The sequence below is a fragment of the Nonomuraea sp. NPDC001636 genome (assembly GCF_040298265.1).
GTDB lineage: Bacteria > Actinomycetota > Actinomycetes > Streptosporangiales > Streptosporangiaceae > Nonomuraea.
The window spans coordinates 597612-622030 of sequence record NZ_JBEOZT010000002.1 but is presented as its reverse complement, the minus strand read 5'-3'; the positions used below and the strand labels follow the sequence as shown (position 1 = coordinate 622030).

Here is a 24419-nt window from a genome sequence, read left to right as displayed (position 1 = left end):
TGCACAAGCAGGGTTTTGGTATCTGAGATGAAAAAGTCTTCACTTTTCATTACCGAAGCCCATGTGATTCACTTAGCCGATGCCTCGACGTACCGCCGCGACCCTCGCCACGAGTGGCGAGGTGCTCCGCCTCATCCGCACGGGTGAGGCCGTCACGCGCGCCGACCTCGGCCGCGTGACCGGTCTGTCGCGCCCGGCGGTGCAACTGCGCGTCGGTGAGCTGCTCGACCGCGGCCTGGTCGTCGAGCGCACCGACGCCCCCTCCACCGGCGGGCGGCCGCCGGTCCGGCTGGAGTTCAACGCGGGGGGCGGCGTCGTCCTGGTCGCCGCGCTGGGCGCGAGCCGCACCCGGGTCGCGATCTGCGACCTGGCCGGGCGCGAGCTGGCCGGCCGTGACTTCTTCATCGACGTCGAGCAGGGCCCCGACGTCGTGCTCCCGCTGCTCATGGACACCTGGGACGAGCTGCTCGGCGACCGTCCCGGCTCCCGCGTCAGGGGCGTCGGCATGGGCGTGCCGGCCACCGTCGAGTTCGCCCAGGGCCGTACCGAGAGCGCCCGGGTGATGGCCTCCTGGACCGGCGTGGTCATCCCGCCGATCATCCGCGAGCGGTTCCCCGTGCCGGTGCTCGTCGACAACGACGTCAACGTGCTGGCCATCGGCGAGCACCGCGGCGCCTACCCCGACCTCGGCGACCTGATGTTCGTGAAGGTCTCCACCCGCATCGGCGCGGGCGTGATCGCCGGCGGCGAGATCCTGCGCGGCGCGCTCGGCGCGGCCGGCGAGATCGGCCACATCCCCGTGCTCGACGGCGGCGGCGTGTTGTGCCGCTGCGGCAACACCGACTGCGTCGACTCGGTCGCCAGCGGCACCGCGCTGCTGCGCGACCTGCGCGAGGCGGGCAAGGACGTCGGCACCATCGCCGACGTGACCGCGCTGGTGCGCGCGGGCGACGCCGAGACGATGGCCATCGTGCGCACGGCCGGCCGCCGCATCGGCGAGGTGCTGGCCGGGGCGGTCAACATCCTCAACCCCTCGGTCGTGGTGCTCGGCGGCGACATGGCCGAGGCGTTCGGCCCGCTGGTGTCGAGCATCCGCGAGGTCGTCTACCGCCGCTCCACCGCCCTGGCCACCCGGCGGCTGCGCATCGAGCCGAGCCGGCTCGGCGCCGGGGCGGGCATCAGCGGCTGCGCGGTGATGGTGCTCGACCACGTGCTCTCGCCCGAGGCGGTCGACGAGACGATGACGGTCTCGACGCTGCGCCGCGAGCGCGGGCTGGCCGGCGCCGGCTAGAGGTCCCAGCGCGGTTCGGGGCTCTCCCGCACCACGCCGTCGGCGCCGAAGATCAGGTGGCGGTCCAGGTCGTCGGCGAACCAGCGGTCGTGCGTGACCGCCAGGACCGTTCCCGCGAAGCCGGTCAAGCCTTCCTGCAACGCCTGCGCGCTGGCCAGGTCGAGGTTGTCGGTCGCCTCGTCGAGCAGCAGCAGCGTCGCGCCCGACAGCTCCAGCAGCAGGATCTGCAGCCGGGCCTGCTGGCCGCCGGACAACGTCTCGAACCGCTGGCCGCCGGCCGGCGCCAGCTCGTAGCGGGCCAGCGCGGCCATGGCGTCGTTCCTGGTCAGCGCGAACGTCTCCGACACCAGCTCGCCGATGGGCCGTCCGTGCAGGTCGGGCCGCAGGTGGGTCTGCGCGAAGTGGCCGGGGACGACGCGGGCGCCCAGCCGGGCCACGCCGGTGTGCGCGACGGGCTCGCCGGCCAGCAGGCGCAGGAAGTGGCTCTTGCCGGTGCCGTTCAGGCCGAGCACGCCGACCCGCTCGCCGTAGGCCACCTCTGCCGAGAAGGGCCGCACCAGCCCGGTCAGCTCCAGGTTCTCGCACGTCACGGCCCGCTTCCCGGTACGCCCGCCGCGCAGCCGCATCCGTACGTTCTGCTCCTTCGGCGGCCGGCTCGGCGGCCCCGCCCGCTCGAAGCGCTCCAGCCGGGACACCGCCGACCGGTAGGCCCCCGCCAGCGCGTCGTTGCCGGCCGACCGCTGCCGCAGCACGTGCACCAGCCGGCGCAGCCGGGCCCGCTCGTCCTCCCAGCGCCGCCGCCGCTCCTCCAGGCGCTCGCCGCGCCGCCTGCGGGCCTCGGCGTATCCGGCGAAGCCGCCGCCGTGCACCCACACCTCGCGGCCCTCGACGGTGACGATGCGGTCGGCCGCCTCTGCCAGCAGCCGCCGGTCGTGCGAGACCAGCAGCACGGTCTTGGCCGAGCTCCTGATCGCCCGCTCCAGCCACTGCTTGGCCGGCACGTCGAGGTAGTTGTCCGGCTCGTCGAGCAGCAGGATCTCGTCGGGGCCGCGCAGCAGCGCCGCCAGCATCAGCCGCTTCTGCTCGCCGCCGGACAGCGTGGCCAGCCCCCGGCCGGCGACCTGCTCGTACGACAGCCCGAGCGCCTCGGTCGCGCACGCGTCCCACACCACCTCCAGCTCGTAGCCGCCCGCGTCGGCGTAGTCGGCGACGGCTTGGGCGTAGGCGAGCTGCCGGGGCTCGTCGTCGCACAGCCCGATCGCCGCCTCGGCGCGGGCCAGCTCGGCCGCGGCCGCCCGGACCCGCGCGGGCGCGACGCCCAGCAGCAGGTCGCGCACGCTGCCGGTGCCGAGGAACTGCCGCATCACCCCGACGCCGCCGCCGACGGTGACGCGCCCGTCGTCGGGCCGCAGGTCGCCCGCGATCAGCCGGAGCAGCGTCGTCTTGCCCGCGCCGTTGGGGCCGACCAGCGCCGCCTTGGCGCCGTCGCCCACCTTGAACGACGCCTCCAGCAGCAGCGGACGCCCGTCCGGCAGCAGGTACGTCAAGCCGCTCACCTCGATGTGACCCATGTTCCATTACTAGACCATCGATCCGGTCCGCGTACACCGTATTATCCGTCTGGTGGACAATGTTTGGGTTCGCCCCCGCAAGGACGCCAAGCCGAGGCTGACGCTCGACCGGATCGTCACCGAGGCCGTCGCGCTGCTCGACGAGGAGGGCGTGGCCGGGCTGACCATGCGCCGCCTGGCCGAACGCCTCGACACGGGCTCGACCACCCTCTACTGGCACGTCCGGACCAAGGAGGACGTCCTGGACCTGGCGCTCGACGCCGTCTTCGGCGAGGTGCCGCTCCCCGGCGGGCACCACGACTGGCAGGCCGCCGCGCGCGACCTGATGGACGGCTGGCGCGCCGCCCTGCTGCGCCACCCCTGGTCGGCCACCATCCTCGACCGCCCGCTCATGGGCCCCAACGCCCTGGAACGCACCGAGTTCCTCTACCGCACCCTGTCCGGGGCCGGCCTGGACGGCCCGCAGGCCGCCTACAGCCTGTCCAACTACGTCATGGGCTCGGTCATCATGCAGGTCACCTGGCAGCGCCGCGACCGGCTCGACACCGACGCGTTCCTGCGCGAGCGGGCCGCCAGCTACCCGGCCCTGGCCGAGCACGGCCTCGGCCACGACTGGGACGCCACCTTCGCCACGGGCCTCGGCTACCTGCTGCGCGGCATGACGCACGACGCCGGCTGAACCGCCCGCACACCGCCGTCGGCAGCCGTCGCACCCCGGCGCCGGGCGGTCATCTGCCGGGCTGGTGGGTCCTGGACGGGTGGCGGCCCGGCGGGGTGCCGTGCGGGTGCGACGGCGCAGTCGTCACCGGACCGGCGCTCCAGGACGGCGTCGGCGCGGGGCTGGGCCGAGACCCGTGCGAGGGCGACGAGGACGGCCAGGACGGCGAGGCGGCCGGGGTCCGGCCGGGGGAGGCGACGACGGCGCCCGGGGTGGCGCCGGGGACGGCGCCGGACGTGGTCGGGCGCGGCTTGCGCGTGCCCCGCCCGCCCTCGGGCCGGACGCCCTGGGGCGTGGAACCGGTCACGGCGGGCCCCGTGCGGAGCTGGGTGGGCCGCGTCGTGGCAGTGGGGTTGGCAGTGGGGTTGGCGGTGGGGGTGAGGGGGGTGGCCGTGGCCCGTTCGGAACCCACCGCGACGTGCTCAGGATCGCCGGAGGTCCGGCTCGCGTCGTGCGGCCAGTGCACCGGGTCGAGGCCGGGCGAGCTGAACGCGTCGCCCATCAGCGCCCCCGCCCCGGCCAGCATGAGCGTGCCGAGCAGCACCCCGGCGGCCATCAGCGCCCGCCCGCGCCGCGCGCCCCCCTCCGCCGGGGAGGAGGCGGTCCGCGTCGTCGATCGATGGGTTCCGCTCACGTACCCCGATGGTAGTGACGTGCGGGCATGGGTCGGCCCGTGGCGGACGTCCAGCGGGAAATTCGGCGTCAATCGTGATCAACAGCCGCACAGCAGCCCGCGCAGCGCCGTCTCCAGGCACAGCCCGGACCGGGCGGGGACCGGCCACGGGAAGCGCACCAGCGACTCGTCCACGCGCACGGTGGCGCCGTACCGGTCGAGCTCCCACAACCACACCTCGCCGGGCTCCTCGCCGAGCTGCCTGGCCACGCCCGCGGTGAGCTGCGGCCGGTGGGAGTCGTTGACGTGCGCGATCACCCGTTCGGCCGTCTCGGTGAGCGGGTCGGGGGCCGCGCCGAGGTAGTCGTCGGCGTCCAGCACGCCGGACTCCTGGCCGGTCAGGTAGACGACCTGGGCCACGTCCAGGCGCAGCAGGCGCGGGGCGTCGGGACGGCCGAACCGCTCCAGGGCGTCGAACAGGCCCTCGTCGGCGCTGTGCGCGGCGACCGCCACGGCCGCGGAGCGGGCCTGCGACTCCGGCACGGGCTCCGCCCACCCGTGCACCTCGATCATCGCCCGCGGGTGTGTCACCGCGCCGAACTGCCGCATGGCCGTCAGGTTCACCGCGACCACGGCGTCCCCGCGCAACCCGTGCAGGGGCTCGCCGGGCCGCACCAGCAGCACCGGGCGGCCGTTCTCGTCCACGCCGCCCCGGGCGGGGGCGCAGGCGCCGTCCACCGTGAGCTTGGCAAGCGTCGAGGTCGAGGCGAGAGTACGGATCCGCTCGGCGAGGGGCAGCATTGAGATCACATCCACTGGTAGGTTAGCCTTACCTAAGTAAGGATTACCTAACCACATCGAGGTGAACGTGCGCTACACCGGCCCGAAGGTGCGACTGTCGCGTCGCGCGGGCGTCCCGCTGACCAGGAAAGCCGTCCGCTACTTCGAGCAGCGCCCCTACCCGCCGGGCGAGCACGGCCGCAGGACCAACCGCCGCACCACCGGCGACTACGGGCTGCGGCTGATGGAGAAGCAGAAGCTGCGCTGGTACTACGACGTGTCCGAGCGGCAGCTGCGCCGCTACTGGGACCTGGCGGTGCGCAAGCCGGGCGCCTCGGGCGCCGAGCTGGTCGCCATCCTGGAGACCCGCCTGGCCTCCCTGGTGCTGCGGGCCGGCCTGGCCCCGTCGATCTACGCCGCCCGCCAGTACGTCAACCACGGCCACATCGCCGTGGACGGCCGCAAGGTGGACATCCCCAGCTACCTGGTCAAACCCGGCCAGGTCATCACCGTGCGGGAGCGTTCGCGCCGGATGCAGCCCTTCGTGGCCGCCGCCGAGGGCGTGCACGCCGACGAGCGCATCGCGCCCTACCTGTCGGTCGACCACGCCGAGCTGCGCGCCACCCTGGTGCAGCGGCCCGAGCGCGAGCAGATCGCGGTCCCCGTGGACGAGCAGCTCGTGGTGGAGTTCTATTCTCGTTAGCCGTGACTGAAGCGGGAGAGCGCCACGCGAGCTGTTCTTCGACCTGGTCGTCGTCGTGGCGGTCGTGGAGCGTCTGGACGTCCTTGACGCTCTACTCCAACGTCCGGGCCGGCAGGACACGGGTGGGCAGCACGCCGGCACGATCATGACGGCCTGGCCGGCGGCCCAGCTCGGCGCCGGGCTGTTCCCCTGGGTCGCCTCCATCTGGGCCGACGGCTCGACGCGCTACGGCCTGTGGGCCCTCGGCATCCTGCTCGACGTGGTCTTCTCCGTCGTCAACAGCCGTCGGCCCGAGCGTTTCCTGGCCGAGATGCGCGGCCAGGCGCACCGGCCGGCCGAGCGCGAGGAGCGCCGGGTCAGGGCCGGCCGCCCGGCCGGCTTCGGGCTGATCGTCGCCCTGTGGTGGCTGACCTTCCAGTACGGCCTGACCACCGTGCCGGGAGCCGCCGAGCCTTCTGACGGGGTGCGCTCAGCCGGTGACGTCCTGCCGGCGTAGCTCGGCGACCTCGCGGCGCAGGGCGGTCAGCTCCTCCAGGATGCGCTGGGTGTGCAGGCTGTTGTCCTGCTCCAGCGCGGCGCGCTCCTCGGCCGACTCCTCGTCCATGGCGCTGACCACGACCGCCATGAACAGGTTCAGCACGACGAACGTGCAGACCAGGATGAAGATGGTGAAGAAGATCCAGGCCGTGGGGTGGGCGCCCATCACCTCGCGGGCGATGTTGCCCCAGTCGTCGCCGGTCATCGTCTGGTAGAGGGTGAACAGCGAGGTCGGCAGGCTGCCGAAGCGTTCGGGGGAGTCGCCGCCGTACAGCTTGGTGGCCATGACGGCGGCGACGTACAGGACCAGGGAGAGCAGCAGCACGATCGAGCTCATCCCGGGCAGGGCGCGCAGCAGCGCCGAGACCACCCGGCGCAGGCTCGGCACCACCGACAGCAGCCGCAGGGCGCGCAGGATGCGCAGCGAGCGCAGCACCGACAGCCCGCCGGTCGCCGGCACCAGGGCGATGCCCACGATCAGGGTGTCGAACAGGTTCCACGGGTCGCGGACGAACGCCGAACGCTCGACGTAGACCTTGGCCAGCAGTTCGGCCACGAAGATGTAGAGGGCGGCGTGGTCGATCACGACCAGCAGGTGGCCGAACTCCCCGACGACGGCGGGAACGGTCTCCAGGCCGAGGGTGGCCGCGTTGACCAGGATGACGCCGACGACGAAGCGCTGGAAACGCCGGTCGGCGAGGAGGGCGCGGACGCGTTCACGCACGGGGGCAGGCTCCTAAAGTTCGGTCATGTGCCGTTCCATGATGCAGCAACGTGATCAAGGAGGTGCCTGTGGTATAAATCGCACCTGACAGTCACAGGGGCAAGGGGGCGCAAGGGGCATGTCGTATCCGAACTACGGTCCGTCCTATTACGGGCCGCCGCCCCAGAGTCACCCCAACGGCACCACGATCCTCGTGCTCGGCATCCTCAGCCTGGTGGTCTGCGGCATCCTCGGCCCGTTCGCCTGGTCGATGGGCAACAAGGCGCTCAAGGAGATCGACGGCAGCGGCTATGCCTACGACAACCGCGGCGCGGTGCAGGCCGGCCGCATCTGCGGCATGATCGCCACGATCCTGCTAATCCTCGGGGCCGTGTTCATGGTCCTCGGGCTCGGGGCCGGCATCCTGTCGGCCGTCTTCTCCAACTGAGGGCCGCACGCAGTAGTCGCCGATGCCCGACTCCAGCAGGTCGAAGGCCGCCGTGGCCTGGGCCCGCAGGTCGGGCGCGATCGTCTCCCAGCTCTCGCCGGCCAGCATCCGGGTCACCGCGTGAGTGGTGAGGATCCTGGTCGTGCCGAGGATCTGGGTGGCCACCACCTGCGGGGTCAGGTCGTCGGGGTCGGCGTCGAGCTCGTCGGCCAGGGCCCGGGCCAGCGCCCGCTCCCGCGCGACGTGCAGTTCGCGCAGCTTGGCCACCAGTGACGGGCTGCCGTTGACGATGCGGGCGAACACGTCGCCGCCCTCGTTGAGGCCGTAGCGCCAGTGGCGTGAGCCGAGGGCCTCCAGGAAGTCGCGCCGGAAGGCCCGCGCCACGCTCTCGCCGGGCCGCCGCCCGCGCACCACCTGCTGCGGCAGGTCGGTGACCAGCTCCTGCCGGTCGGCGAACAGGTCTTCCTTGGTCGGGAAGTAGTTGAACACCGTGTTGACGGACACGTCCGCGGCGCGGGCGATCTCGGCCACCGTCACGGGGTCGAACCCGCGCGTCATGAACAGGCCCATCGCCACGTCCGCGATGCGCTGCCTGGTCTCCCGCTTCTTGCGCTCCCGCAGCCCCTCTTCCATGCCGCCATGATATCGAACTTGCAGTGACTCCAAAATTGTGGCTACTCTAATTTTGGAGGCGATCACATGTTGAGAACCACAGGTCTGACCAAGACCTTCGAAGGCGGCGTGCAGGCCGTCAAAGGCGTCGACATCTCGGTGGAGGCGGGCGAGATCGTCGGCTTCCTCGGGCCGAACGGCGCCGGCAAGACCACGACCATGCGCATGCTGACGACCCTGCTCCGCCCCACCTCGGGCACCGCCACCGTGGCGGGCCGCGACCTGCTGGGCGACCCGCGCGAGGTGCGCCGCCGCATCGGCTACGTCTCGCAGGGCGGCGGCGTGAACGTCATGGCCCCGCTCGCCGAGCAACTGGAGCTCCAGGGCATGCTGTACGGCCTGAGCCGCGCCGCGGCCAGGGCCCGGTACCGCGAGGTGCTGGCCCGGCTCGGCCTGTCCGGCCTGGAGGAACGCGTGGGCGCCGCGCTGTCGGGCGGGCAGCGACGCCGCTTCGACATCGCCTTCGCCCTGCTGCACGACCCCCGTCTGCTCTTCCTGGACGAGCCGACCACCGGCCTGGACCCCCAGAGCCGCGCCAACCTGTGGGAGCACGTCCGCTCCCTGCGCGAGGAGCACGGCGTGACGATCTTCCTGACCACCCACTACCTGGACGAGGCCGACGCGCTCTGCGACCGGCTGCTGATCATCGACGACGGCCGGATCGCCGCCGCGGGCACCCCGGCCGAGCTCAAGGCGGGCCGCACCCTCGACGAGGCGTTCCTCGACCTCACCGGCAGGTCGCTGCGCGAGGAGGCGGGGGTCTGATGCTGCGCGACACCTGGGTGCTGTTCCGCCACTCCCTGCGCGCCACCCTGCGCCAGAAGCTCGGCATCGTCTTCGGCGCCGTCCAGCCGCTGCTGTTCCTGGTGCTGTTCGGGCCGATCTTCGCCACGTTCGGCACCTGGGAGGTGCTGGTGCCGGGGCTGATCGTCCAGCTCGGCCTGATGAGCATGGGGCTGGCCGGGTTCGGGGTGGTCTTCGACAGGCGCTTCGGCGTGCTGGAACGGCTGCGCGTCACCCCGGCCAGCCGCCTGGCCCTGCTGCTCGGGCGGGTGCTGGACAACGTCGTGACGATGGCCGTGCAGACGACGATGGTGCTGGCCGCCGGGTTCGCCTTCGGGATGCGGGTGCCGGTCGCCGGGCTCGCGGCCGGGTTCGTGCTGGTCGTGGTGCTGGGGGCGAGCCTGGCCGCCCTGTCCTACGCCGTCGCGCTGACCATCGGCGAGCAGCTGTTCGCGCCGGTGATGTCGACGGCGGTCATCCCGCTGGTGCTGCTGTCGGGCGCGTTCCTGCCCATGTCGATGGCGCCCGGCTGGCTGGACGCGCTGTCGCACCTCAGCCCCTTCAGGTACGTCCTGGAGGCGCTGCGCGACCTGTTCGCCGGCCACTACGCCACCGGCACGGTCGGGCTCGGCGTGGCCGTCACGGCCGGGCTCGCCGTGGTCGGCCTGACCGTCGGGGCCCGCGTGTTCAACCGGGAGACCGCGTGAGCGGGCCGCTCGGGGACGGCCCGCCCGCCCGTGCTCAGTGGCGTGATCTGGGCCGCGCTCAGGCCGCGGCCTTGGCCCGCCGGTGCAGCGCGGCCAGGATGCCCGCCGGATCGACCGTCCCGTAGCCGTAGTCGTAGTCGAAACCCACCTCGCTGCGGTCCTCGGCGGTGCGCCGCAGCAGCGCCCGCAGCTGCGCCGGCGACAACTTGGCGGCCGGCCACCGGGTGCGCACCGCGGCCACCAGCCCGGCGGCCACCGGCGTCGCCGCCGAGGTGCCCGTGTCCGGCTCGCCGTCGCCGAACGCCCGCGACCCCGAGAAGTGCGTGTACGCGCACACGTCGGGCTTGCGCGCGGTCAGCCGCCCCGGCCCCTGCGAGGAGTAGCCCACCCGCTCGCCGTTGACGTCGACCCCGCCGATCGACAGCGCCTTGGGATGGGAGTTGGCGCCCCCGATGGGCCGGTTGGGGAAGGCGCACCGGCCGTCGGGACACTGCCTGCCGCAGTTGCCCGCCGCGAACAGCACGTCCGCGCCCGCCCGGTCGAGACTGGCCACGACCAGGTTGAACGGGTGGGCGGCGTTGTCGGAGTAGTTGCCCGGATGCCCGACGGGGAAGTCCCACTCGGGGGAGAACGACCCCCACGAGTTGCTCACCACCAGCGACCGGGACGCCGCGGGCTGGGCCTCCAGCACCGTGCGCAGGTGCGTGAAGGCGGCCACCGCGTCCGACAGCAGGCCGTCGAGCGCCGAGCCGCCCGGCCGGGCCGACCGCAGCAGCGGCACGTCGATCAGGGACGCCTGCGGCGCGGCGATGAGCGCGTCGAAGGCGCACATCGTGCCGTGGTCGACCTCGAACTGGCCGGCCCGGCCGGTGACGCCGGAGGGGTTCCAGCTCCGCTCGGCGTCCAGCGTGACGCCGCGGCCGAGCTGGCGGGCCACGTGCGCGGCGTTGACGCCGGTGTCCAGGACGGCCAGCGCCACCCCGGCGCCGTCGAGCCCTTCGGCGTGCAGCCCGGCCACGTTCAGCAGGCGCTCGACGTCGTGCCAGTCGCCCACCGGCGGATCGCCGCCGCAGGTCAGGCTGGACTCGATCACCGGGTCGGCGAACACCCCGACCACGTCGGGGCGCAGCGTGGGCAGCAGCGTGACCCGCGAGGTCAGCTCGTCGTCGGAGATCGTGCCGCGGACGAGCACGGAGGCGTCCTCGGCGGCCATCGAGAAGTCGAGGGGCTGGTGGAGGGAGAGGGGATCGCCGCCGGCCGCGGGGACCGGCCTCGGCACGGCGACCGGTGTGAAGGCCGTGTCGAGTTCGACGCCGGGCAGGCCGTCGGCGACGTCGGCCGTGGTGGCGGTCTGGCCGGGATCGGCGACGGCCGCGACCAGATCGGGGGAGGGACGGAGCTGGATCAGGACCCGCATGAGTCACCACCGAACGTAATGGGGGCAAACGAACGACCCAACATTCCTGCATCCGTCAAGGCGCGTCCAGCCCCTTACGGCGGTTGTGACCTGCGAAAACACCGCATAAGTGGTGAAGCGGACCATAATTGTTTCCGGGGCGTCAGGCTTCCTTGTCTCCGGTCTGTTCACTACGGTGATGCATCATGACGCTCCAGGCGCAGACGCCGGTTTCCGACGGGGAAAGACAACACTGGCTGCCGGTACGGCCGAGGCTTGTCCTCGCCAGTGCCTTCATGCTCTTCCTCGAACTGGCGCTCATCCGGTGGACCGGCTCGAACATCGTTCATCTGAGCTATTTCACCAATTTTGTCCTGCTCGGTTCTTTTCTTGGAATCGGGCTCGGATTTCTGCGCGTGGGGCGCTCGCGCCGCCAGCCCTATTACTCGCCGGTCGTCCTGCTCGTCCTGGTGGCCCTCGTGCTGGCCTTCCCGGTGACGGTCGACCGCAACACCGAGGGCGTCCTGTACTGGACGAGCCTGGGCACCGTCGGGCCGCCCGCCTGGCTGATCCTGCCAGTGATCTTCATCGCCGCGGCGGCGGTGCTCATGGGGCCCGCCGAGCTGGTCGGGCGCTGCTTCCCCGAGCTGCCGCGCCTGGAGGCCTACCGCTACGACCTGATCGGCAGCCTCACCGGCATCGCCGCGTTCACGGCGCTGTCGTTCCTGTCGGCGCCGCCGGTGTTCTGGGGGGTGGTCGCGGCCCTGTGCTACGGCCTGCTCCTGGTGCCCCGGCCCCGCTCGCTCTACCTGGGCCTGGTGGTCCTGCCCTCGCTCCTGGTCGCCGGCCTGCTGCTGTCGGAGACGCTGACGGCCGGGGCGCTGTGGTCGCCGTACTACAAGGTGACCTACAAGGCGATGCAGATGCTCGGCGTGCCGGTCACCGACATCTCCGTCAACGGCATCCCGCACCAGCAGGCCGTGCCCGCCTACGCCCGCCTGCAGTGGGAACGCCAGTACGGGCTGCCCTACGAGCGCACCACCAGGCCGCCCAAGGACGTGCTGATCGTCGGCGCGGGCAGCGGCACCGACGTGGCCATCGCGCTGTCCAAGGGCGCCCAGCACGTCGACGCCGTCGAGATCGACCCCAAGCTGCGCGAGCTGGGCGGCAGCCTGCATCCCGACAAGCCCTACGCCGATCCGCGCGTCACCACCCACATCACCGACGGCCGCGCCTTCCTGGAGCGCAGCGGCGACCGCTACGACCTGATCCTTTTCGCCCTGCCCGACTCGCTCACCCTCGTGTCCGGGGCCAGCTCGCTGCGCCTGGAGAGCTACCTGTTCACCGCCGAGGCCATGCGGGCCGCCCGCGCCCACCTGCGGCCGGGCGGCACGTTCTCGATGTACAACTACTACCGCGAGAGCTGGCTGGTCGACCGGCTGGCCTCGACCATGCAGACCGCCTTCGGCCACAAGCCGTGCGTCGACGTGGTCAGCACCGCCGGCCAGCAGGCCGTCATCACCGCCGGCCTGACCGCCGCCGACCAGCGCTGCGCGAGCCAGTGGCCCGGCGCCGCCGCCGGCACCCCGGCCCCCGCCGACGACGACCGTCCCTTCCTCTACCTGAAGGACCGGACGATCCCGCCGATCTACATCATCACCCTCGGCCTGATCCTCATCGTCAGCCTGCTGGCCGTCCGCGTGGTGGCGGGCCCGTACGGACGCATGAAGCCCTACGCCGACCTGTTCCTGCTCGGGGTGGCGTTCATGCTGCTGGAGACCAAGAGCGTGACGGGCTTCGCGCTGCTGTTCGGCACCACCTGGGTGGTCAACGCGATCGTCTTCGCCGGGGTGCTGGTGGCCGTGCTCGCCGCCGTCGAGGTGACCCGCCGCTTCCGCACCCCGCCGCTGCCCGTCATGTACGCCGTGCTGCTGGCCGGCCTGCTGCTGGCCTGGCTGGTGCCCAACGCGTGGCTGTTGTCGCTGCCGGTGCCGTTGCGCGCCGTGGCGGCCGTGACGGTGGCGTTCCTGCCGATCTTCGCCGCGAACGTGGTCTTCGCCAAACGTTTCTCCGACACCGCCGACGCGACCACGTCCTTCGGCGCGAACCTGCTCGGCGCGATGGTCGGCGGCTGCCTGGAATACCTGGCGCTGGTGATCGGCTACAAGGGCCTGCTCATCGTGGCCGCCCTGCTCTACCTGGGCGCCCTGGCGCTGATGCCGCGAAAGACCGCGCTCGTGTGACAAAGGGAAATGGCCCGCGGCGGTCCTCTGTAATGCCTTGACCGATGGTCAGGGTGAATTGTCGGCGGCGCGGGTTGATTTGTCGCCGTGGGCGAGGTGAGCTGGAGACGTCATCGAATCCGGAAAAGATCGAACGATATTCAGAAAGGCGGCCACGCGAATCGGGGGTCACATCCGGTAACCCACGAGAAAAGGTGACAGTCATGGCGACACCAGGGGCGGCCAGGATCGACGTCGAGCGTATTCAGGCACAGGAGTGCGGGCCCGCGCCCGCCGGACGCGCGCAACAGGTCGCCGGAGCGCTCCCCACGGGGGTGTTCTTCGCGCACGACCCCGCCGGCTCCGGGGAGCACCGCGAGCCCGACGCGCGGTGGCAGCTCACCTCCGCCTGGCCCTACCAGGGCCGGCTCGCCACGGGGACGGCCGCCGTCCATCTCGCCGCGGGCCACGACGCGCTCGTCCGTCCCATGATTTTCGCCGACGGGTTCGGCCACGGGCCCAGCGACCTGGCCGGGCTGTGGGGACGGCTCGACGCGCCGTACCCGCCGCACGGCGACCGGCTGCTCAGCCGGCTGCTCGCCCAGGGCATCGACGTCGTGCTGCTCGGCTTCGCCGCCCGCCACACCCACATCCAGGCCAACGCCGGGGTCGCGGCGACGTGCGTGGGCCGCGCGATCCGCGAGCGGCTCGGCACCACGCCGCTGATCGTCGGCGGCCTCGGCGCGGGCGGCCTGGTCACCCGGTACGCGCTGGCGGAGATGGAACGCCGCCGCGAGGACCACCAGACGACGACCTACCTGTCCTACGACTCCCCGCACAACGGCGCCTGGATCCCGCTCGTCCTGCAACAGCTCGCCCACTTCGCCGAGGCCCTGGCGCCGGCCGCGCCCGGCCAGGCCGAGCTGATCAGGAGCCCGGCCGCGCAGCAGCTCCTGTGGGGCTGGGTCCCCGACGGGCGTTACTCCGGGCCGGTCGCCACGGCCAGCCCGCTGCGCCTGGCGTTCATCGAGGACCTGCGCGCCGCCGGCTGGTTCCCGCTCAGGCCGCGCAAGCTCGGCGTCTCCAACGGCGCCGCCGACGGCACCGGCCGCAACGTCCCGCCCGACGCCCTGGCCTTCGAGTGGACCGCCCTGGAGGGGCTGGCCGGCGCCACCGTGCGCACCCAGCCGGACCGGGGCGCCGGTCAGCGGGTGGGCGGCATGCGAGCCGTCCCGCTGTGGGCCAGCACCAGCCGCACCAGCGACGTCGCGGCCTTCGACGGCGCGCCCGGCGGCACGCTGCCCTGCTACGGCATGGTCGCCGACGCGTTCGGCGCGCCGATCGCCGGCCGGTTCCGGTCGGCCTGCTTCGTCCCCACCGTGAGCGCCGTCGCGCTCCAGTACGACCCCGTGGACTGGACCGTGGACCTCTACACCGACATCACCGCCCTGTCGCCGGAGCACAGCGAGCTGGACGACTACCAGTGCGACTCCGACAACTCCGAGCACGGCACGGTCACCGGCACGCTCGCCGACTGGATCATCGGGCACCTGACGAAGTGACCCGAGGCCGCGGGCCTTCGCCGTCAGGGCTCCCGCCGGAGCCGGGCTCCGGCGGGGGTGGCGGTCACAGGCCGCACAGCTCCGTCAGGGACTTCGCGCCGCCCCGCTGGCTGTTGCGGGTCGGGGTCTCGGTCGGCGTGCCTCCTTGGGCCTGCGTACGGGTCCGCGACGGCGTGGCCGTGGGGGAGCCCGGGGAGCCCGGGGACGCGGTCACGTTGGCGGTCTGGGCCTGGCGGGCCGAGCGGTCGGAGTCGGCGATCGCCTTCTTCGCGGCCGCGCGGATCTTGACCCAGTCGGGCCTGCCCGAGTAGAAGTCCGGCGGCACGAACTGCAGGCTGGTGATCTTGGCGTCCTTGACCTTGAGCGCCAGGTCCGCCAGCGGCGCGACGAGCGGACGCGGGATGTTCGTCTGGGCCAGCCGCTTGGCCGCCCCGGCGATCTTGGTGAAGTTCGTCAGGATCACGCCGGGCGTGGCCTGCTGGGCGAAGGCGCCGATCACGCAGCGCTGGCGTCCCATGCGGGAGAAGTCGTCACTGTTGACGCGGGAGCGGCCGTACCACAGGGCCTCCTCGCCCGACAGCTTGCGGTAGCCCGCCTTGATCGTGCCCGCGGTGCCGAAGTGGCCGCCCCACTTGACGTCCTCCTCGACCCGGATCTTCAGGCCGCCGATGGCGTCCACCAGGGCGGCGAAGCCGTACATGTTGATCAGGGCGTAGTAGTCGATCCTGAGGTTCAGGGTGTAGCCGATGGCGTCCATGAGGGCCCGCGGGCCGCGGTTCTTGCCGCCCATGAGCTGCGGGTTGTCGTTGGCGTACTGCCAGACCTCGTTGAGCAGGCCGCCGTTGGGCAGCTCGGCCATGTAGCCGTTGGGAAAGTGCTTGTGCAGCGGCGAGGACGGCGGGAAGCGCACGTGCTGCAGGTTGCGCGGCAGGCTGAACAGCACGGTGTTGCCGGTCCTGGTGTCCACGCTGGCCACCGTCATGCTGTCGGTGCGCACGCCCACGCGGTTGCCCGCGGCGTCCCCGCCGACCAGCAGGAAGTTCACCCGGGTCTTGCCGTCCCAGGGGTCCTCGGGGTTCTTGACCTGGACGGGGTTCTCCGGGTCCGGGTGCGAGGGGAAGATCGCGTTGACGGCGTTCCGCCCGGCCAGCACGTAGTTGGCCGTCAGCGCGAACGGCGACATGACGGCCACGCACAGCACGCCCACGACGATCCCGGTCACCACCTGGCCCTGCTGGTTCAGCCTGTTGGGGCCGAGCGCCACGTACGAGACGGCGATCACGGCGAACCAGGCCAGCGCGCACGCGGCCGCGATGACGATCACCGTGACCATGGCGCCGTCCTCGGCCAGGCCCGTCAGGTTGCTCAGGTCCCGGGTCAGGCCGAAGGCCAGGGCCGCGAGCAGGATCACCGCGTACGCGCCGATCATGATCAGCCCGGTACGACGGCGCCCGGCCCGCAGATGCGCGGCGCCGGGCACGAGGGCGGACAGAGCCGTCCAGCCGATGACGGAGGCGGTCGTCAGGGGTTTGGCGAAGCGCGGCGCGGGGGAGGAGCCCTTGCGCGGGCGTGGCGTCCGCCGTTTGGCGCCGCCGGGCACGGCGTCCACCCGATCGCGCTTGCTCACACCGGCTCCTTCACACGCCTACCAGGCAAAAAATGACGTTCGCCCCATGTCGGGCACAAAGATTGCCAGGATTCTAGCCCCCATACCTGGACATCAGAGACAACTCTTCAACATGAGATGAACGCCACGTGTCGCTCAGGAGGTCGTCGAGGACGGCGCCAGCCACGTGTTGCACTGGTACGTCTTGTCCCGCTCCCACCCCTGCCGGAACCAGCGGTTGTTGTTGGCCGGCGTGCCGTGGTCGCGCGGATAGCCGGGGTAGTCGCCCACCTGCGCGTAGAACCAGAACAGCCGCGAGCGCAACGAGGACGGCACCGGGTAGGACGAGGCGACCGAACGCATCCACATGCCGCCGAGACAGGTGGCCTGGAGCTCCAGTTTCCTGCTCAGCGCCAGCTTGCCGCTCTGGCTGGAGGAGTTCATGGTGCCCTGCCACCAGGAGTCCATCACACCGGTGATGTTCTGGACGTGGTGGCCGTACTCGTGGGCCATCATGCTGATGATGCCGCCGTGCCAGGAGATGATCTGGCCGTAGCCGCGGGCGTTGCCGTTGCCCCTGGACATCGCCGAGGTGGAGGCGTAGATCGTGTTGTTGCGCGGGCAGTAGTAGGGCACCATGCTCCCGGCCGACGGATAGTCGCCGCACGCGCCCCGTCCGCGCCCGGCCGCGACGGCGTAGTTCGGCGGGCTGAACGCGATGCCCTGCCGCTGCAGGATCGGCCCCCACGCCTTGTCCATGCACCGGCCGGTCTTCAGGATCAGCGCCTTGAGCTGGCTGTGGCTGAAGATGTTGGTGTTCCCGGCCCGGCAGTTCACCCGGGGCAGGCTGCCGGCCCGGTAGAGGGTGTTGTTCTTCAGGCTGGTGTTGAGCGTGACCTGCTTGGGCGGCGTCACCGTCTCCTGGGTCGGCCGCTCGGTCGGCCGCTGCGACGGCTCCTGCGTCGGCTCCTGGGTCTGTTCCTGGGTGGGCTCCTGCGACGACGAGGTGTCGTGCGTCGGCTCGTGGCTGGGGAAGGGCTCGTCGGTGCGCGACGGCTCGTACGACGGGAGCGCGACCGGCGTGGTCGTGTCCGTGTGCGAGGACGACTTCAGCATCGCCGCCCCGATGACGATCAGCACGAACAGCGCCGCCAGCGACCCGAACACGGCCCCGAGGACGCCGGCGACCCCCATGCCGGACTTCTTCCTCGGCTGCTGCGGCCACTGCCTCGTGGGCATCGGCGGCATGGGCGGCGGCATGGGCGGCGGCGGGGGTGGCGGCTGGTACTGCTGCCCGTACTGGGGCGGCGGGTACTGCGGGCCGCGCGGCGGATGGCCCTGCGGCGGATAGCCCTGCGGGGGCTGCGGCGGGCCCTGCGGGGGCCCCTGAGGGGGTCCCTGGGGCGGAGGCGGCTGCGGCGGATACCCCTGCGGCTGCGGGTGCTGCGGCGGATAGGGGTGGTGGCCGGGCGGCGGGCCCTGAGGAGGGCCCTGGGGCGGGGGCGGCGGCGCCTGCGGGTAGGGCTGACCGCCATGCGGCTGCGGCTGCCGGTAGCCCGGCGGCGGCCAGGGCCGCGAAGGGGGCCGCTGAGGCTGTCCGGGCCCTTGTGGCGGAGGTGGATATTGCCCGTTTGCTGTCACCGTGTCTCCCCGTTAACCCGCTTGTCTGCAATGCACGGCTTTGCGGCAGACCCCAAAGGATCTTTGCCAAATTTGGGGCAAAAGCATACTGATTTATCACCCGTCACGGATGTAGCGGTACTCGGTCACGCTCCGAAATCAATCGAGGTGATCTCCGCTATCTACCGGTCCCGGAGCAGGGCGGTGTCCTAGCTTCGTTGGCATGAATCTCCAGCAGCTCCGCTATGTGGTCGCGACTGCGGAGCACCGCACCATGACCGACGCGGCCAGGTCGCTCTACATCGCGCAGCCTGCGCTGTCCCGCGCGATCCGCGATCTTGAGCGAGAGCTCGGCATGACGCTCTTCGCCCGCTCCGGCCGCGGCGTGGTGGTCACCGCCCAGGGCCGCCGCGTGGTCAAGCTGGCGAGGGAGGCGCTCGACGCCGTGCACGAGATCGAGGGCCTGGCCAACCACGCCGGCGTGACGGAGGCCGAACTGCGCATCGCCTCCACCCCGAGTCTCGAACCCGGACTCGCGGGGCGGCTGCTCCCTGCCTACGCGGCCGAGCACCCAGGGGTACGCGTGCACATCGTGCGCTGCGACGGCCGCGACGGCGTCGTCAGCGCCATCCGGGATCAGCGGGCCGACCTCGGGCTCACCGATCTGCCCGTGCCCACCGACCTGATCACCCACCCGCTCGAACGCCAGGAGATCGTGCTGATCTCCCCGCCCGGGCTCGACCTGCCCAACCCGGTCCCCATGGGCAAGCTGCACGGCATGCGCCTGGCGCTGCCCGCCCGCGGCAGCTCGCGGCGCAGGGAGCTCGACGCCATGTTCGGCAAGTACGCCGTCACCCCCGTGGTCGTCCTGGAGACCGACGAGCGCAACGGCTGGCTGAACGCGGTCCGCGCCGGCCAGGCCTCGCTGCTGTGGTACCGCGGCATGGCCGACCAGGCCGCCAGGGCGGGCCTGGTGGTGCGCTCACTCGAACCGGCCGTGCGGCGCGTCATCGCCGTGGTGCACGCACGCCGCCGCCTGCCCCTCATCGCCCAGGACTTCCTGTCCACCGCGGAGAAGGGCACAGCCGCCTGACCAGGAACGTTCCATGATCCCCCGCAGTCCCCGCCGTTGACCCCCAGCCCGCCTCCGGCCGGCCCGCCTAGCGGGACACCGGAAGGCGGACCACGGCACGCAGGCCCGGCGCCGCGTCCTGCAGGACCACCGTCCCGCCGTGGGCGCGCACGGTCTCCCGGACGATCGCCAGCCCCAGGCCGGCCCCGCCCTCGTCCCTGCTGCGCCCGGAGTCCAGCCGGGTGAACCGGTTGAACACCCGCTCCCGGTCCTGCTCGGGGATGCCGGGCCCGTCGTCGGTCACCGTCAGCACGCCGTCGGCGGTCAGCGCCACCTCGACCTTCGAGGAGGTGTGCCGGACGGCGTTGTCCATCAGGTTCGTCAGCACCCGGCTCAGGTCGAGGGCGTCCCCGCGCACCACCACGGGGTCGCAGGCGGTCAGCCGGGCCTCGCCGTACCGCTCGGCTACTTGGCGCACCACCTCGTCGAGGTTGACCGGCTCGTCGCGGGCCGGCACGCCGCCGCGCTCGTCCAGGCGGGCCAGCGCGAGCAGGTCCTCGGCCAGCCTGGACAGCCGCAGGGCGTCCTCCAGCACGCCCTCGGCGGTCTCCCGCCACTCCTGGCCCTCCGGATGGCCGAGCGCCACCTCCAGCTGGAGCCGGATGCTGGCCAGTGGGCTGCGCAGCTCGTGGGCGGCGTCGGAGACCAGCGCGCGCTGGCGCTGCTCGGCCTCCTCCAGCCGGGCCAGCATGCCGTTGAGCGTGGTGGCCAGGGCGTACACCTCGTCGCGCGACTGCGGCACCGGCAGCCGCCTGGACCTGGCCGTGTGCGTGATCTCGGCGGCCACCCGGCGCAGCGACGAGATCGGGCGCAGCGTCCGGCCGATCATCAGCCAGCTCGCCACCGCCAGCAGCACGACCAGCGCGGGCGTGCCGACCAGCAGAACGCGTCCGGCCACGCCCAGGCTCGTCTGGATCTCGCCGATCGGCCTGGCCGCCAGCACCGTCTGCCCGTGGTCGGCGCTGAGCACCACCACCCGCAGCGGCCCAGGGATCGCGTACGGCCGCCCGTCCAGGAACGTCGCCCGCCCCTCGCGCAGCACCCTGGCCCTGGCCGCCGCGTCCAGCAGCGGCACCAGCCGGTCGGTGCCGTACGTGACGTGCGTGATCCGCCCGCTGCGGTCGAGCACCTGGACGATCGTGCCGTCGTGCGTGGTGATCGGGCTGGTCAGCGTCCCGGCGTCGGCCGCCACGCGCACGGTCTGGGCCTGCTGCCTGGTCGAGGTGTCGACCGTGTCGATCAGCGCCCGGTCGAGCACCGACAGCAGCACCGAGGCCGACAGGGCCAGCGCCAGCCCCAGCACGGCGGCCGCCGCGACCGTCAGCCTGAACCGCAGCCCCTGACGCCGCCACCAGGCCATCGGGGTGTCAGCCACCGTCGCCCGCCAGCCGGTAGCCCGCGCCGCGCACGGTCTGCAGCGCGTTCCTGCCGAAGGGGGCGTCGACCTTGCGCCGCAGGTAGCCGACGTAGACCTCGACCACGTTGGGGTCGGTGTCGAAGGTGTCCCACACGTGTTCCAGGATCTCCGACTTCGACACCACCTCGTCCCGGCGGCGCATCAGGAACTCCAGCAGCGCGAACTCCCGCGGCGTCAGCTCCACCGGCGTCTCGCCCCGCTGCACCTTCCGGCGGGCCGGGTCGAGGGTCAGGTCGCCGGCCGCCAGCACCGACGGCCGCCGCCCCGAGTCGCGCCGCAGCAGGGCCCGGAGCCTGGCCACCAGCACCACGTAGGAGAAGGGCTTGGTCAGGTAGTCGTCGGCGCCGAGGTCGAGGCCGTCGGCCATGTCGTACTCGCCGTCCTTGGCCGACAGCATGAGGATCGGCACCCAGTTCTCCTCCGCGCGCAACTGCTTGCACACGTTGTAGCCCGACAGCCTCGGCAGCATGATGTCCAGCACCACGACGTCGTAGTCGCCCTGCCGGGCCGCGTGCAGGCCCTCCTCGCCGTCGTGGGCGAGGTCCACGGCGAACCCCTCGGCCTGCAGCCCGCGCTGGAGGGCCGCGGCCATCCGCCGCTCGTCCTCGACGACCAGTACTCTCATGTGCTGATTCTCCCGTCCCTGAGCTGAGACGCCGCTGAGAAGGCTGAGAGGCGTCTCAGACAGTCTCAGGCCGGCCACAGGATGCATGCCGCAGGCTCTGGTCATCGACATACCGTTAAGGAGTGAGATGCGCAGAGGCACGTTCGTGAGGTGGGGAGTCCCGATCGCCGCGGCGGCGCTGATCGGTGGCGCGATCGGAGCCGGCCCGGTCATCGCGGCGGTGAGCGGCGAGCCCGTCCTGCCCGAGCGTTCGGCCCAGCAGCTGCTGGCCGACGCCGTGGCGGCGACGAGCAAGGGAGGCGGCCTGCCGCCCATGTCCGGCACGGTGCAGCAGACGGCCTCGCTCGGCCTGCCGTCGCTGCCCCAGACCGGCGGTGAGTCGCCGCTGAGCCTGCTGTCCGGCTCGCACGAGATCAAGGTCTGGTACGGCGGCGCCGACCGGTTCCGGGTGGCCATGCCGACCCAGCTGAACGAGACCAACCTGATCGTCAACGGCGACCAGGGCTGGTACTGGGAGAGCGCCACCAACACCGCGACCAGGTTGACCATCAAGCCCGGCACGGGCCAGGAGCACAAGCTGCCCAGCACGCCGCCGACCCGGCTGACGCCGCCGCAGGTGGCCGAGCAGCTGCTGGCCAAGGCCGGCGAGCACACCGCGGTCCGCGTGATCAACACCGCCGAGGTGGCGGGCCGTCCGGTCTACCAGCTCGTCCTGGCCCCCAAGGACGAGGGCTCGCTGGTGCAGGAGGTGCGGCTCGCGCTCGACGGCGAGACCTACGTCCCGCTCCAGGTCCAGGTCTACGCCAAGGGCTCGGCCGAACCGGCCTTCCAGGTCGGCTTCACCCAGGTGACGTTCACGCCCCCGGCCGCGGAGAACTTCGCCTTCACCCCGCCCGCGGGCGCCAAGGTGGAGGAGAAGGACCTCAGCGAGCTGGGCGACGTCAAGCGCGCCGAGCAGCACGCCGAGCAGGCCGAGAAGGTCGCGGGCGAGCTCAAGGTCGTCGGCGACGGGTGGACGACCGTGGCCGTCCTGCCGTTCAAGCCGGAGGACCTCACGGCGGCCGGCCGGCCGGCGGCGGGCGACGGCTCCACGTCCGGCGACGGCTCGAAGGCCGACGTGGGGGCGCTGGCCGACACCGTACTGAAGTCGGCCACGCCGGTGAGCGGCACGTGGGGCTCGGGCCGGCTGATCAGGACGAAGCTCGTCACCGTCCTGCTGACCGACGACGGCCGCCTGCTGGTCGGCGCGGTCACCCCGGAGGAGATCACCCAGGCGGCGGGCGTCAGGTGACCACCGCCGTCACGCAGGAAGCGGGGGCGCCCTTCGGGGCGGCCCCGCCCTCCGGGGAGCACGCCATCGTCACGCGCGGCCTGACCAAGCGTTTCCGCGGCGGCCAGGTGGCCGTGGACGCGCTCGACCTGGCGGTGCCGCGCGGCTCGGTCTTCGGCTTCCTCGGGCCCAACGGCTCGGGCAAGACCACGACCATCCGCATGCTGCTGGGCCTCATCGCGCCCACCGAGGGGGAGCACTCCCTGCTCGGGCTGCCGCTGCCGCGGGCGCTGCCCCGGGTGGGGGCGGTGGTGGAGGGGCCGGCGTTCTACCCGTACCTGTCGGGCGAGGCCAACCTGATGCGCTTCGACGCCGCCGACCCCACCGCCGTGCGCCGCACCGCGCGGGCGCGCGTCGCCGCCGCGCTCGACCGGGTGGGCCTGTCGGCCGCGGCCGGCAAGCGCTACCGCAACTACTCGCTCGGCATGCGCCAGCGGCTGGCCATCGCCGCCGCGCTGCTCGGCCCGCGCGAGCTGCTGGTCCTGGACGAGCCGACCAACGGCCTCGACCCGCAGGGCACCCGCGAGGTGCGCACGCTGGTCAAGGACATCGCCGCCGGCGGCACCACCGTCTTCGTCTCCTCGCACCTGCTGGCCGAGGTCGAGCAGATGTGCACGCACGCCGCCATCATGCGGACCGGCAAGCTGGCCGCCCAGGGCACGATCGCCTCGCTGAACGGCGGCCTGGCCACGCGCGTCCGGGTCGAGACGCCCGACGTGGCCGACGCCGCGCGGGTGCTCGGCGGGCTGGGACTGGCCGACGTGCGGCGCGGCGACGCCGACGTGACGGCCGAGCTGGGCGGCCACGCGCCGGAGCGGATCAACGCCGCGCTGGTCGGCGAAGGGGTCGCCGTACGGGGGCTGGCCGTGCTGCGGCCGAGCCTGGAGGACGTGTTCGTCGGACTGACGGGGGAGGGCTTCGATGTCGACGGCTGACACCTCGGCGCCGGACGCTGAGACACACGCGACACAGACGCGGGACGGCCGGTCCGGTGGGCGCATGCCCGGCCTGGTGCCGGTGACCGAGACGCTGCGCACCGCGGAGCGGCGCACCCCGGAGCCGGCCCGAGAGGCCGCGGCCGTCCCCGCGCCGGACGCCGGGACGGACGCCGCCGGCGGCCCGCGGCGGGCCAGGTGGGCGTTCTGGCGGCTGCTCGGCTCGGAGCTGGGCCTGACCTTCCGCCGGCCGCGCAACCTGGTGATGCTGGCCGTGCTCGCCTCCGTGCCGGCCGTCCTCGGCCTCGCCCTGCGCGCGTTCGGCGGCGGCGACCGCGACGGGATGGGCGGGTTCATCCAGAGCGTGGCGGGCAACAGCCTCATGCTCACGTTCGTCGCGTTCTCGTTCCTCGTGCTGCTGCTGATGCCGGTCGCCGTCAGCGTGGTCGCCGGCGACTCGGTGGCCGGGGAGGCGGGCGGCGGCACCCTGCGCTACCTGCTGGCCGCGCCCGCGGGACGCACCCGCCTGCTGGCCGTCAAATACCTCAACGCGGTCGTCTTCGCCTACGCCGTCACGGCGGTGGTGGCGCTGTCGGCGCTGGTCACCGGGCTGATCCTGTTCCCGGCCGGGCCGGTGACGCTGCTGTCGGGCACGACGATCTCCATGGGCGAGGGGCTGCTGCGCATCCTCATCGCCGTCGGCTACGTCGGGGCCGGCATGGCGGCGCTGGCGGCCGTCGCGCTGGCGCTGTCGACGTTCACCGAGGTGTCCATCGGGGCGGTGGCCGCCACGCTCGTGCTGGTGGTCGTCTGCCAGGTGCTGCGGGCCTTCCCCGAGCTGAGCGCGGTGACGCCCTACCTGCTGCCGACCAGGTTCACCAACTTCGACGCGGTGCTGCGCAGCCCGATGGACCTGACGGCGCTGCGGGACGGGCTGCTGGCCTTCGGCGCCTACATCGTGCTGTTCTGCTCGATCGCGTGGGCGCGCTTCTCCGGCAAGGACATCACGTCCTGACCGGGCGGCGCGTCCCCGGCCGGGCGAGGTGCC

General features: G+C 72.5%; 24 protein-coding genes. 14 read left to right on the top strand and 10 right to left on the bottom strand.

Going from position 1 to position 24419, the window contains the following annotated elements; genetic code table 11:
* The first annotated feature begins 79 nt into the window (after positions 1–79).
* A complete protein-coding gene (locus ABT158_RS06610) occupies positions 80–1291 on the top strand; it encodes an ROK family transcriptional regulator (protein ID WP_352351605.1) in 1212 nt (403 codons plus the stop codon).
* Here ABT158_RS06610 and ABT158_RS06605 read toward each other — a convergent pair.
* A complete protein-coding gene (locus tag ABT158_RS06605; protein ID WP_352351603.1) occupies positions 1288–2862 on the bottom strand; it encodes an ATP-binding cassette domain-containing protein in 1575 nt (524 codons plus the stop codon). The genes ABT158_RS06610 and ABT158_RS06605 overlap by 4 nt on opposite strands.
* A 52-nt stretch (positions 2863–2914) precedes the next feature.
* Between ABT158_RS06605 and ABT158_RS06600 the strand changes: the two genes are divergently transcribed.
* Positions 2915–3541 (top strand): TetR/AcrR family transcriptional regulator C-terminal domain-containing protein, encoded by a 627-nt coding sequence (locus ABT158_RS06600; protein ID WP_352351601.1) that lies wholly within the window; start codon positions 2915–2917, stop codon positions 3539–3541.
* A gap of 49 nt (positions 3542–3590) precedes the next feature.
* Here the strand turns inward: ABT158_RS06600 and ABT158_RS06595 are convergent, their stop codons facing one another.
* Positions 3591–4214, bottom strand: a complete 624-nt coding sequence (locus ABT158_RS06595) for a hypothetical protein (RefSeq protein WP_352351599.1) — start codon at positions 4212–4214, stop codon at positions 3591–3593.
* 78 nt (positions 4215–4292) lie between these two features.
* On the bottom strand, positions 4293–4994 hold the full coding sequence (locus tag ABT158_RS06590) for a DUF2470 domain-containing protein (RefSeq protein ID WP_352351792.1): 702 nt from the start codon (positions 4992–4994) through the stop codon (positions 4293–4295).
* 67 nt (positions 4995–5061) lie between these two features.
* Between ABT158_RS06590 and rpsD the strand changes: the two genes are divergently transcribed.
* Both rpsD and ABT158_RS06580 read left to right on the top strand, forming a co-directional pair.
* Positions 5062–5676 (top strand): 30S ribosomal protein S4, encoded by a 615-nt coding sequence (gene rpsD, locus ABT158_RS06585; protein WP_352351790.1) that lies wholly within the window; start codon positions 5062–5064, stop codon positions 5674–5676.
* A gap of 64 nt (positions 5677–5740) precedes the next feature.
* Positions 5741–6172 (top strand): low temperature requirement protein A, encoded by a 432-nt coding sequence (locus ABT158_RS06580; RefSeq protein WP_352351597.1) that lies wholly within the window; start codon positions 5741–5743, stop codon positions 6170–6172.
* Here ABT158_RS06580 and ABT158_RS06575 read toward each other — a convergent pair.
* Positions 6146–6937 carry an ion transporter gene (locus tag ABT158_RS06575; RefSeq protein WP_352351595.1) on the bottom strand — a complete coding sequence of 264 codons (792 nt, stop codon included), beginning with the start codon at positions 6935–6937 and terminating at the stop codon, positions 6146–6148. The genes ABT158_RS06580 and ABT158_RS06575 overlap by 27 nt on opposite strands.
* A gap of 118 nt (positions 6938–7055) precedes the next feature.
* On the opposite strand from ABT158_RS06575, the gene ABT158_RS06570 reads away from it, so the two are divergent.
* Complete coding sequence (locus ABT158_RS06570) at positions 7056–7364, top strand: DUF4190 domain-containing protein (RefSeq protein ID WP_352351593.1); 309 nt, start codon at positions 7056–7058, stop codon at positions 7362–7364.
* On the opposite strand, the gene ABT158_RS06565 is transcribed toward ABT158_RS06570, so the two are convergent.
* Positions 7293–7997: a TetR/AcrR family transcriptional regulator gene (locus ABT158_RS06565; RefSeq protein ID WP_352351591.1), complete on the bottom strand. Its 705-nt coding sequence runs from the start codon at positions 7995–7997 to the stop codon at positions 7293–7295. The genes ABT158_RS06570 and ABT158_RS06565 overlap by 72 nt on opposite strands.
* 66 nt (positions 7998–8063) lie before the next feature.
* Here ABT158_RS06565 and ABT158_RS06560 point away from each other — a divergent pair, with 66 nt between their 5' ends.
* Together ABT158_RS06560 and ABT158_RS06555 are read left to right on the top strand one after the other, a co-directional pair.
* On the top strand, positions 8064–8801 hold the full coding sequence (locus tag ABT158_RS06560; RefSeq protein ID WP_352351589.1) for an ABC transporter ATP-binding protein: 738 nt from the start codon (positions 8064–8066) through the stop codon (positions 8799–8801).
* Complete coding sequence (locus tag ABT158_RS06555) at positions 8801–9526, top strand: ABC transporter permease (RefSeq protein WP_352351587.1); 726 nt, start codon at positions 8801–8803, stop codon at positions 9524–9526. The genes ABT158_RS06560 and ABT158_RS06555 overlap by 1 nt, the downstream gene beginning before the upstream one ends.
* A 58-nt stretch (positions 9527–9584) precedes the next feature.
* On the opposite strand, the gene ABT158_RS06550 is transcribed toward ABT158_RS06555, so the two are convergent.
* Entirely contained in the window at positions 9585–10943 is a 1359-nt protein-coding gene (locus ABT158_RS06550) for a S8 family serine peptidase (RefSeq protein WP_352351585.1), read from the bottom strand.
* A gap of 275 nt (positions 10944–11218) precedes the next feature.
* Between ABT158_RS06550 and ABT158_RS06545 the strand changes: the two genes are divergently transcribed.
* Positions 11219–13165, top strand: coding sequence for a spermine/spermidine synthase domain-containing protein (locus ABT158_RS06545; RefSeq protein ID WP_352351583.1), 1947 nt, complete (start codon positions 11219–11221; stop codon positions 13163–13165).
* A gap of 203 nt (positions 13166–13368) precedes the next feature.
* Positions 13369–14706 (top strand): hypothetical protein, encoded by a 1338-nt coding sequence (locus ABT158_RS06540; RefSeq protein ID WP_352351581.1) that lies wholly within the window; start codon positions 13369–13371, stop codon positions 14704–14706.
* 64 nt (positions 14707–14770) lie between these two features.
* Here the strand turns inward: ABT158_RS06540 and ABT158_RS06535 are convergent, their stop codons facing one another.
* Positions 14771–16333 (bottom strand): LCP family protein, encoded by a 1563-nt coding sequence (locus ABT158_RS06535; RefSeq protein WP_352351579.1) that lies wholly within the window; start codon positions 16331–16333, stop codon positions 14771–14773.
* A gap of 135 nt (positions 16334–16468) precedes the next feature.
* The gene (locus tag ABT158_RS06530; protein WP_352351577.1) at positions 16469–17506 is read right to left on the bottom strand and encodes a neutral zinc metallopeptidase; all 1038 of its coding nucleotides are present in this window, start codon (positions 17504–17506) and stop codon (positions 16469–16471) included.
* Here ABT158_RS06530 and ABT158_RS06525 point away from each other — a divergent pair.
* Together ABT158_RS06525 and ABT158_RS06520 are read left to right on the top strand one after the other, a co-directional pair.
* The gene (locus ABT158_RS06525; RefSeq protein WP_352351575.1) at positions 17505–17663 is read left to right on the top strand and encodes a hypothetical protein; all 159 of its coding nucleotides are present in this window, start codon (positions 17505–17507) and stop codon (positions 17661–17663) included. The genes ABT158_RS06530 and ABT158_RS06525 overlap by 2 nt on opposite strands.
* A 492-nt stretch (positions 17664–18155) precedes the next feature.
* Positions 18156–19025 (top strand): LysR family transcriptional regulator, encoded by an 870-nt coding sequence (locus ABT158_RS06520; RefSeq protein ID WP_352328087.1) that lies wholly within the window; start codon positions 18156–18158, stop codon positions 19023–19025.
* A gap of 67 nt (positions 19026–19092) precedes the next feature.
* On the opposite strand, the gene ABT158_RS06515 is transcribed toward ABT158_RS06520, so the two are convergent.
* Positions 19093–20439, bottom strand: a complete 1347-nt coding sequence (locus tag ABT158_RS06515) for a sensor histidine kinase (RefSeq protein ID WP_352351573.1) — start codon at positions 20437–20439, stop codon at positions 19093–19095.
* On the bottom strand, positions 20432–21106 hold the full coding sequence (locus ABT158_RS06510; protein WP_352328085.1) for a response regulator transcription factor: 675 nt from the start codon (positions 21104–21106) through the stop codon (positions 20432–20434). Before ABT158_RS06510 ends, ABT158_RS06515 begins: the two co-directional genes overlap by 8 nt.
* Positions 21107–21233: 127 nt before the next feature.
* Here ABT158_RS06510 and ABT158_RS06505 point away from each other — a divergent pair, with 127 nt between their 5' ends.
* The 3 genes from ABT158_RS06505 (at position 21234) to ABT158_RS06495 (ending at position 24386) form a co-directional block, all read left to right on the top strand.
* Positions 21234–22397: a LolA family protein gene (locus ABT158_RS06505; RefSeq protein ID WP_352351571.1), complete on the top strand. Its 1164-nt coding sequence runs from the start codon at positions 21234–21236 to the stop codon at positions 22395–22397.
* Entirely contained in the window at positions 22394–23371 is a 978-nt protein-coding gene (locus ABT158_RS06500) for an ABC transporter ATP-binding protein (protein ID WP_352351569.1), read from the top strand. The genes ABT158_RS06505 and ABT158_RS06500 overlap by 4 nt, the downstream gene beginning before the upstream one ends.
* Positions 23372–23435: 64 nt before the next feature.
* Entirely contained in the window at positions 23436–24386 is a 951-nt protein-coding gene (locus tag ABT158_RS06495) for an ABC transporter permease (RefSeq protein ID WP_352351567.1), read from the top strand.
* Positions 24387–24419: the final 33 nt, after the last annotated feature.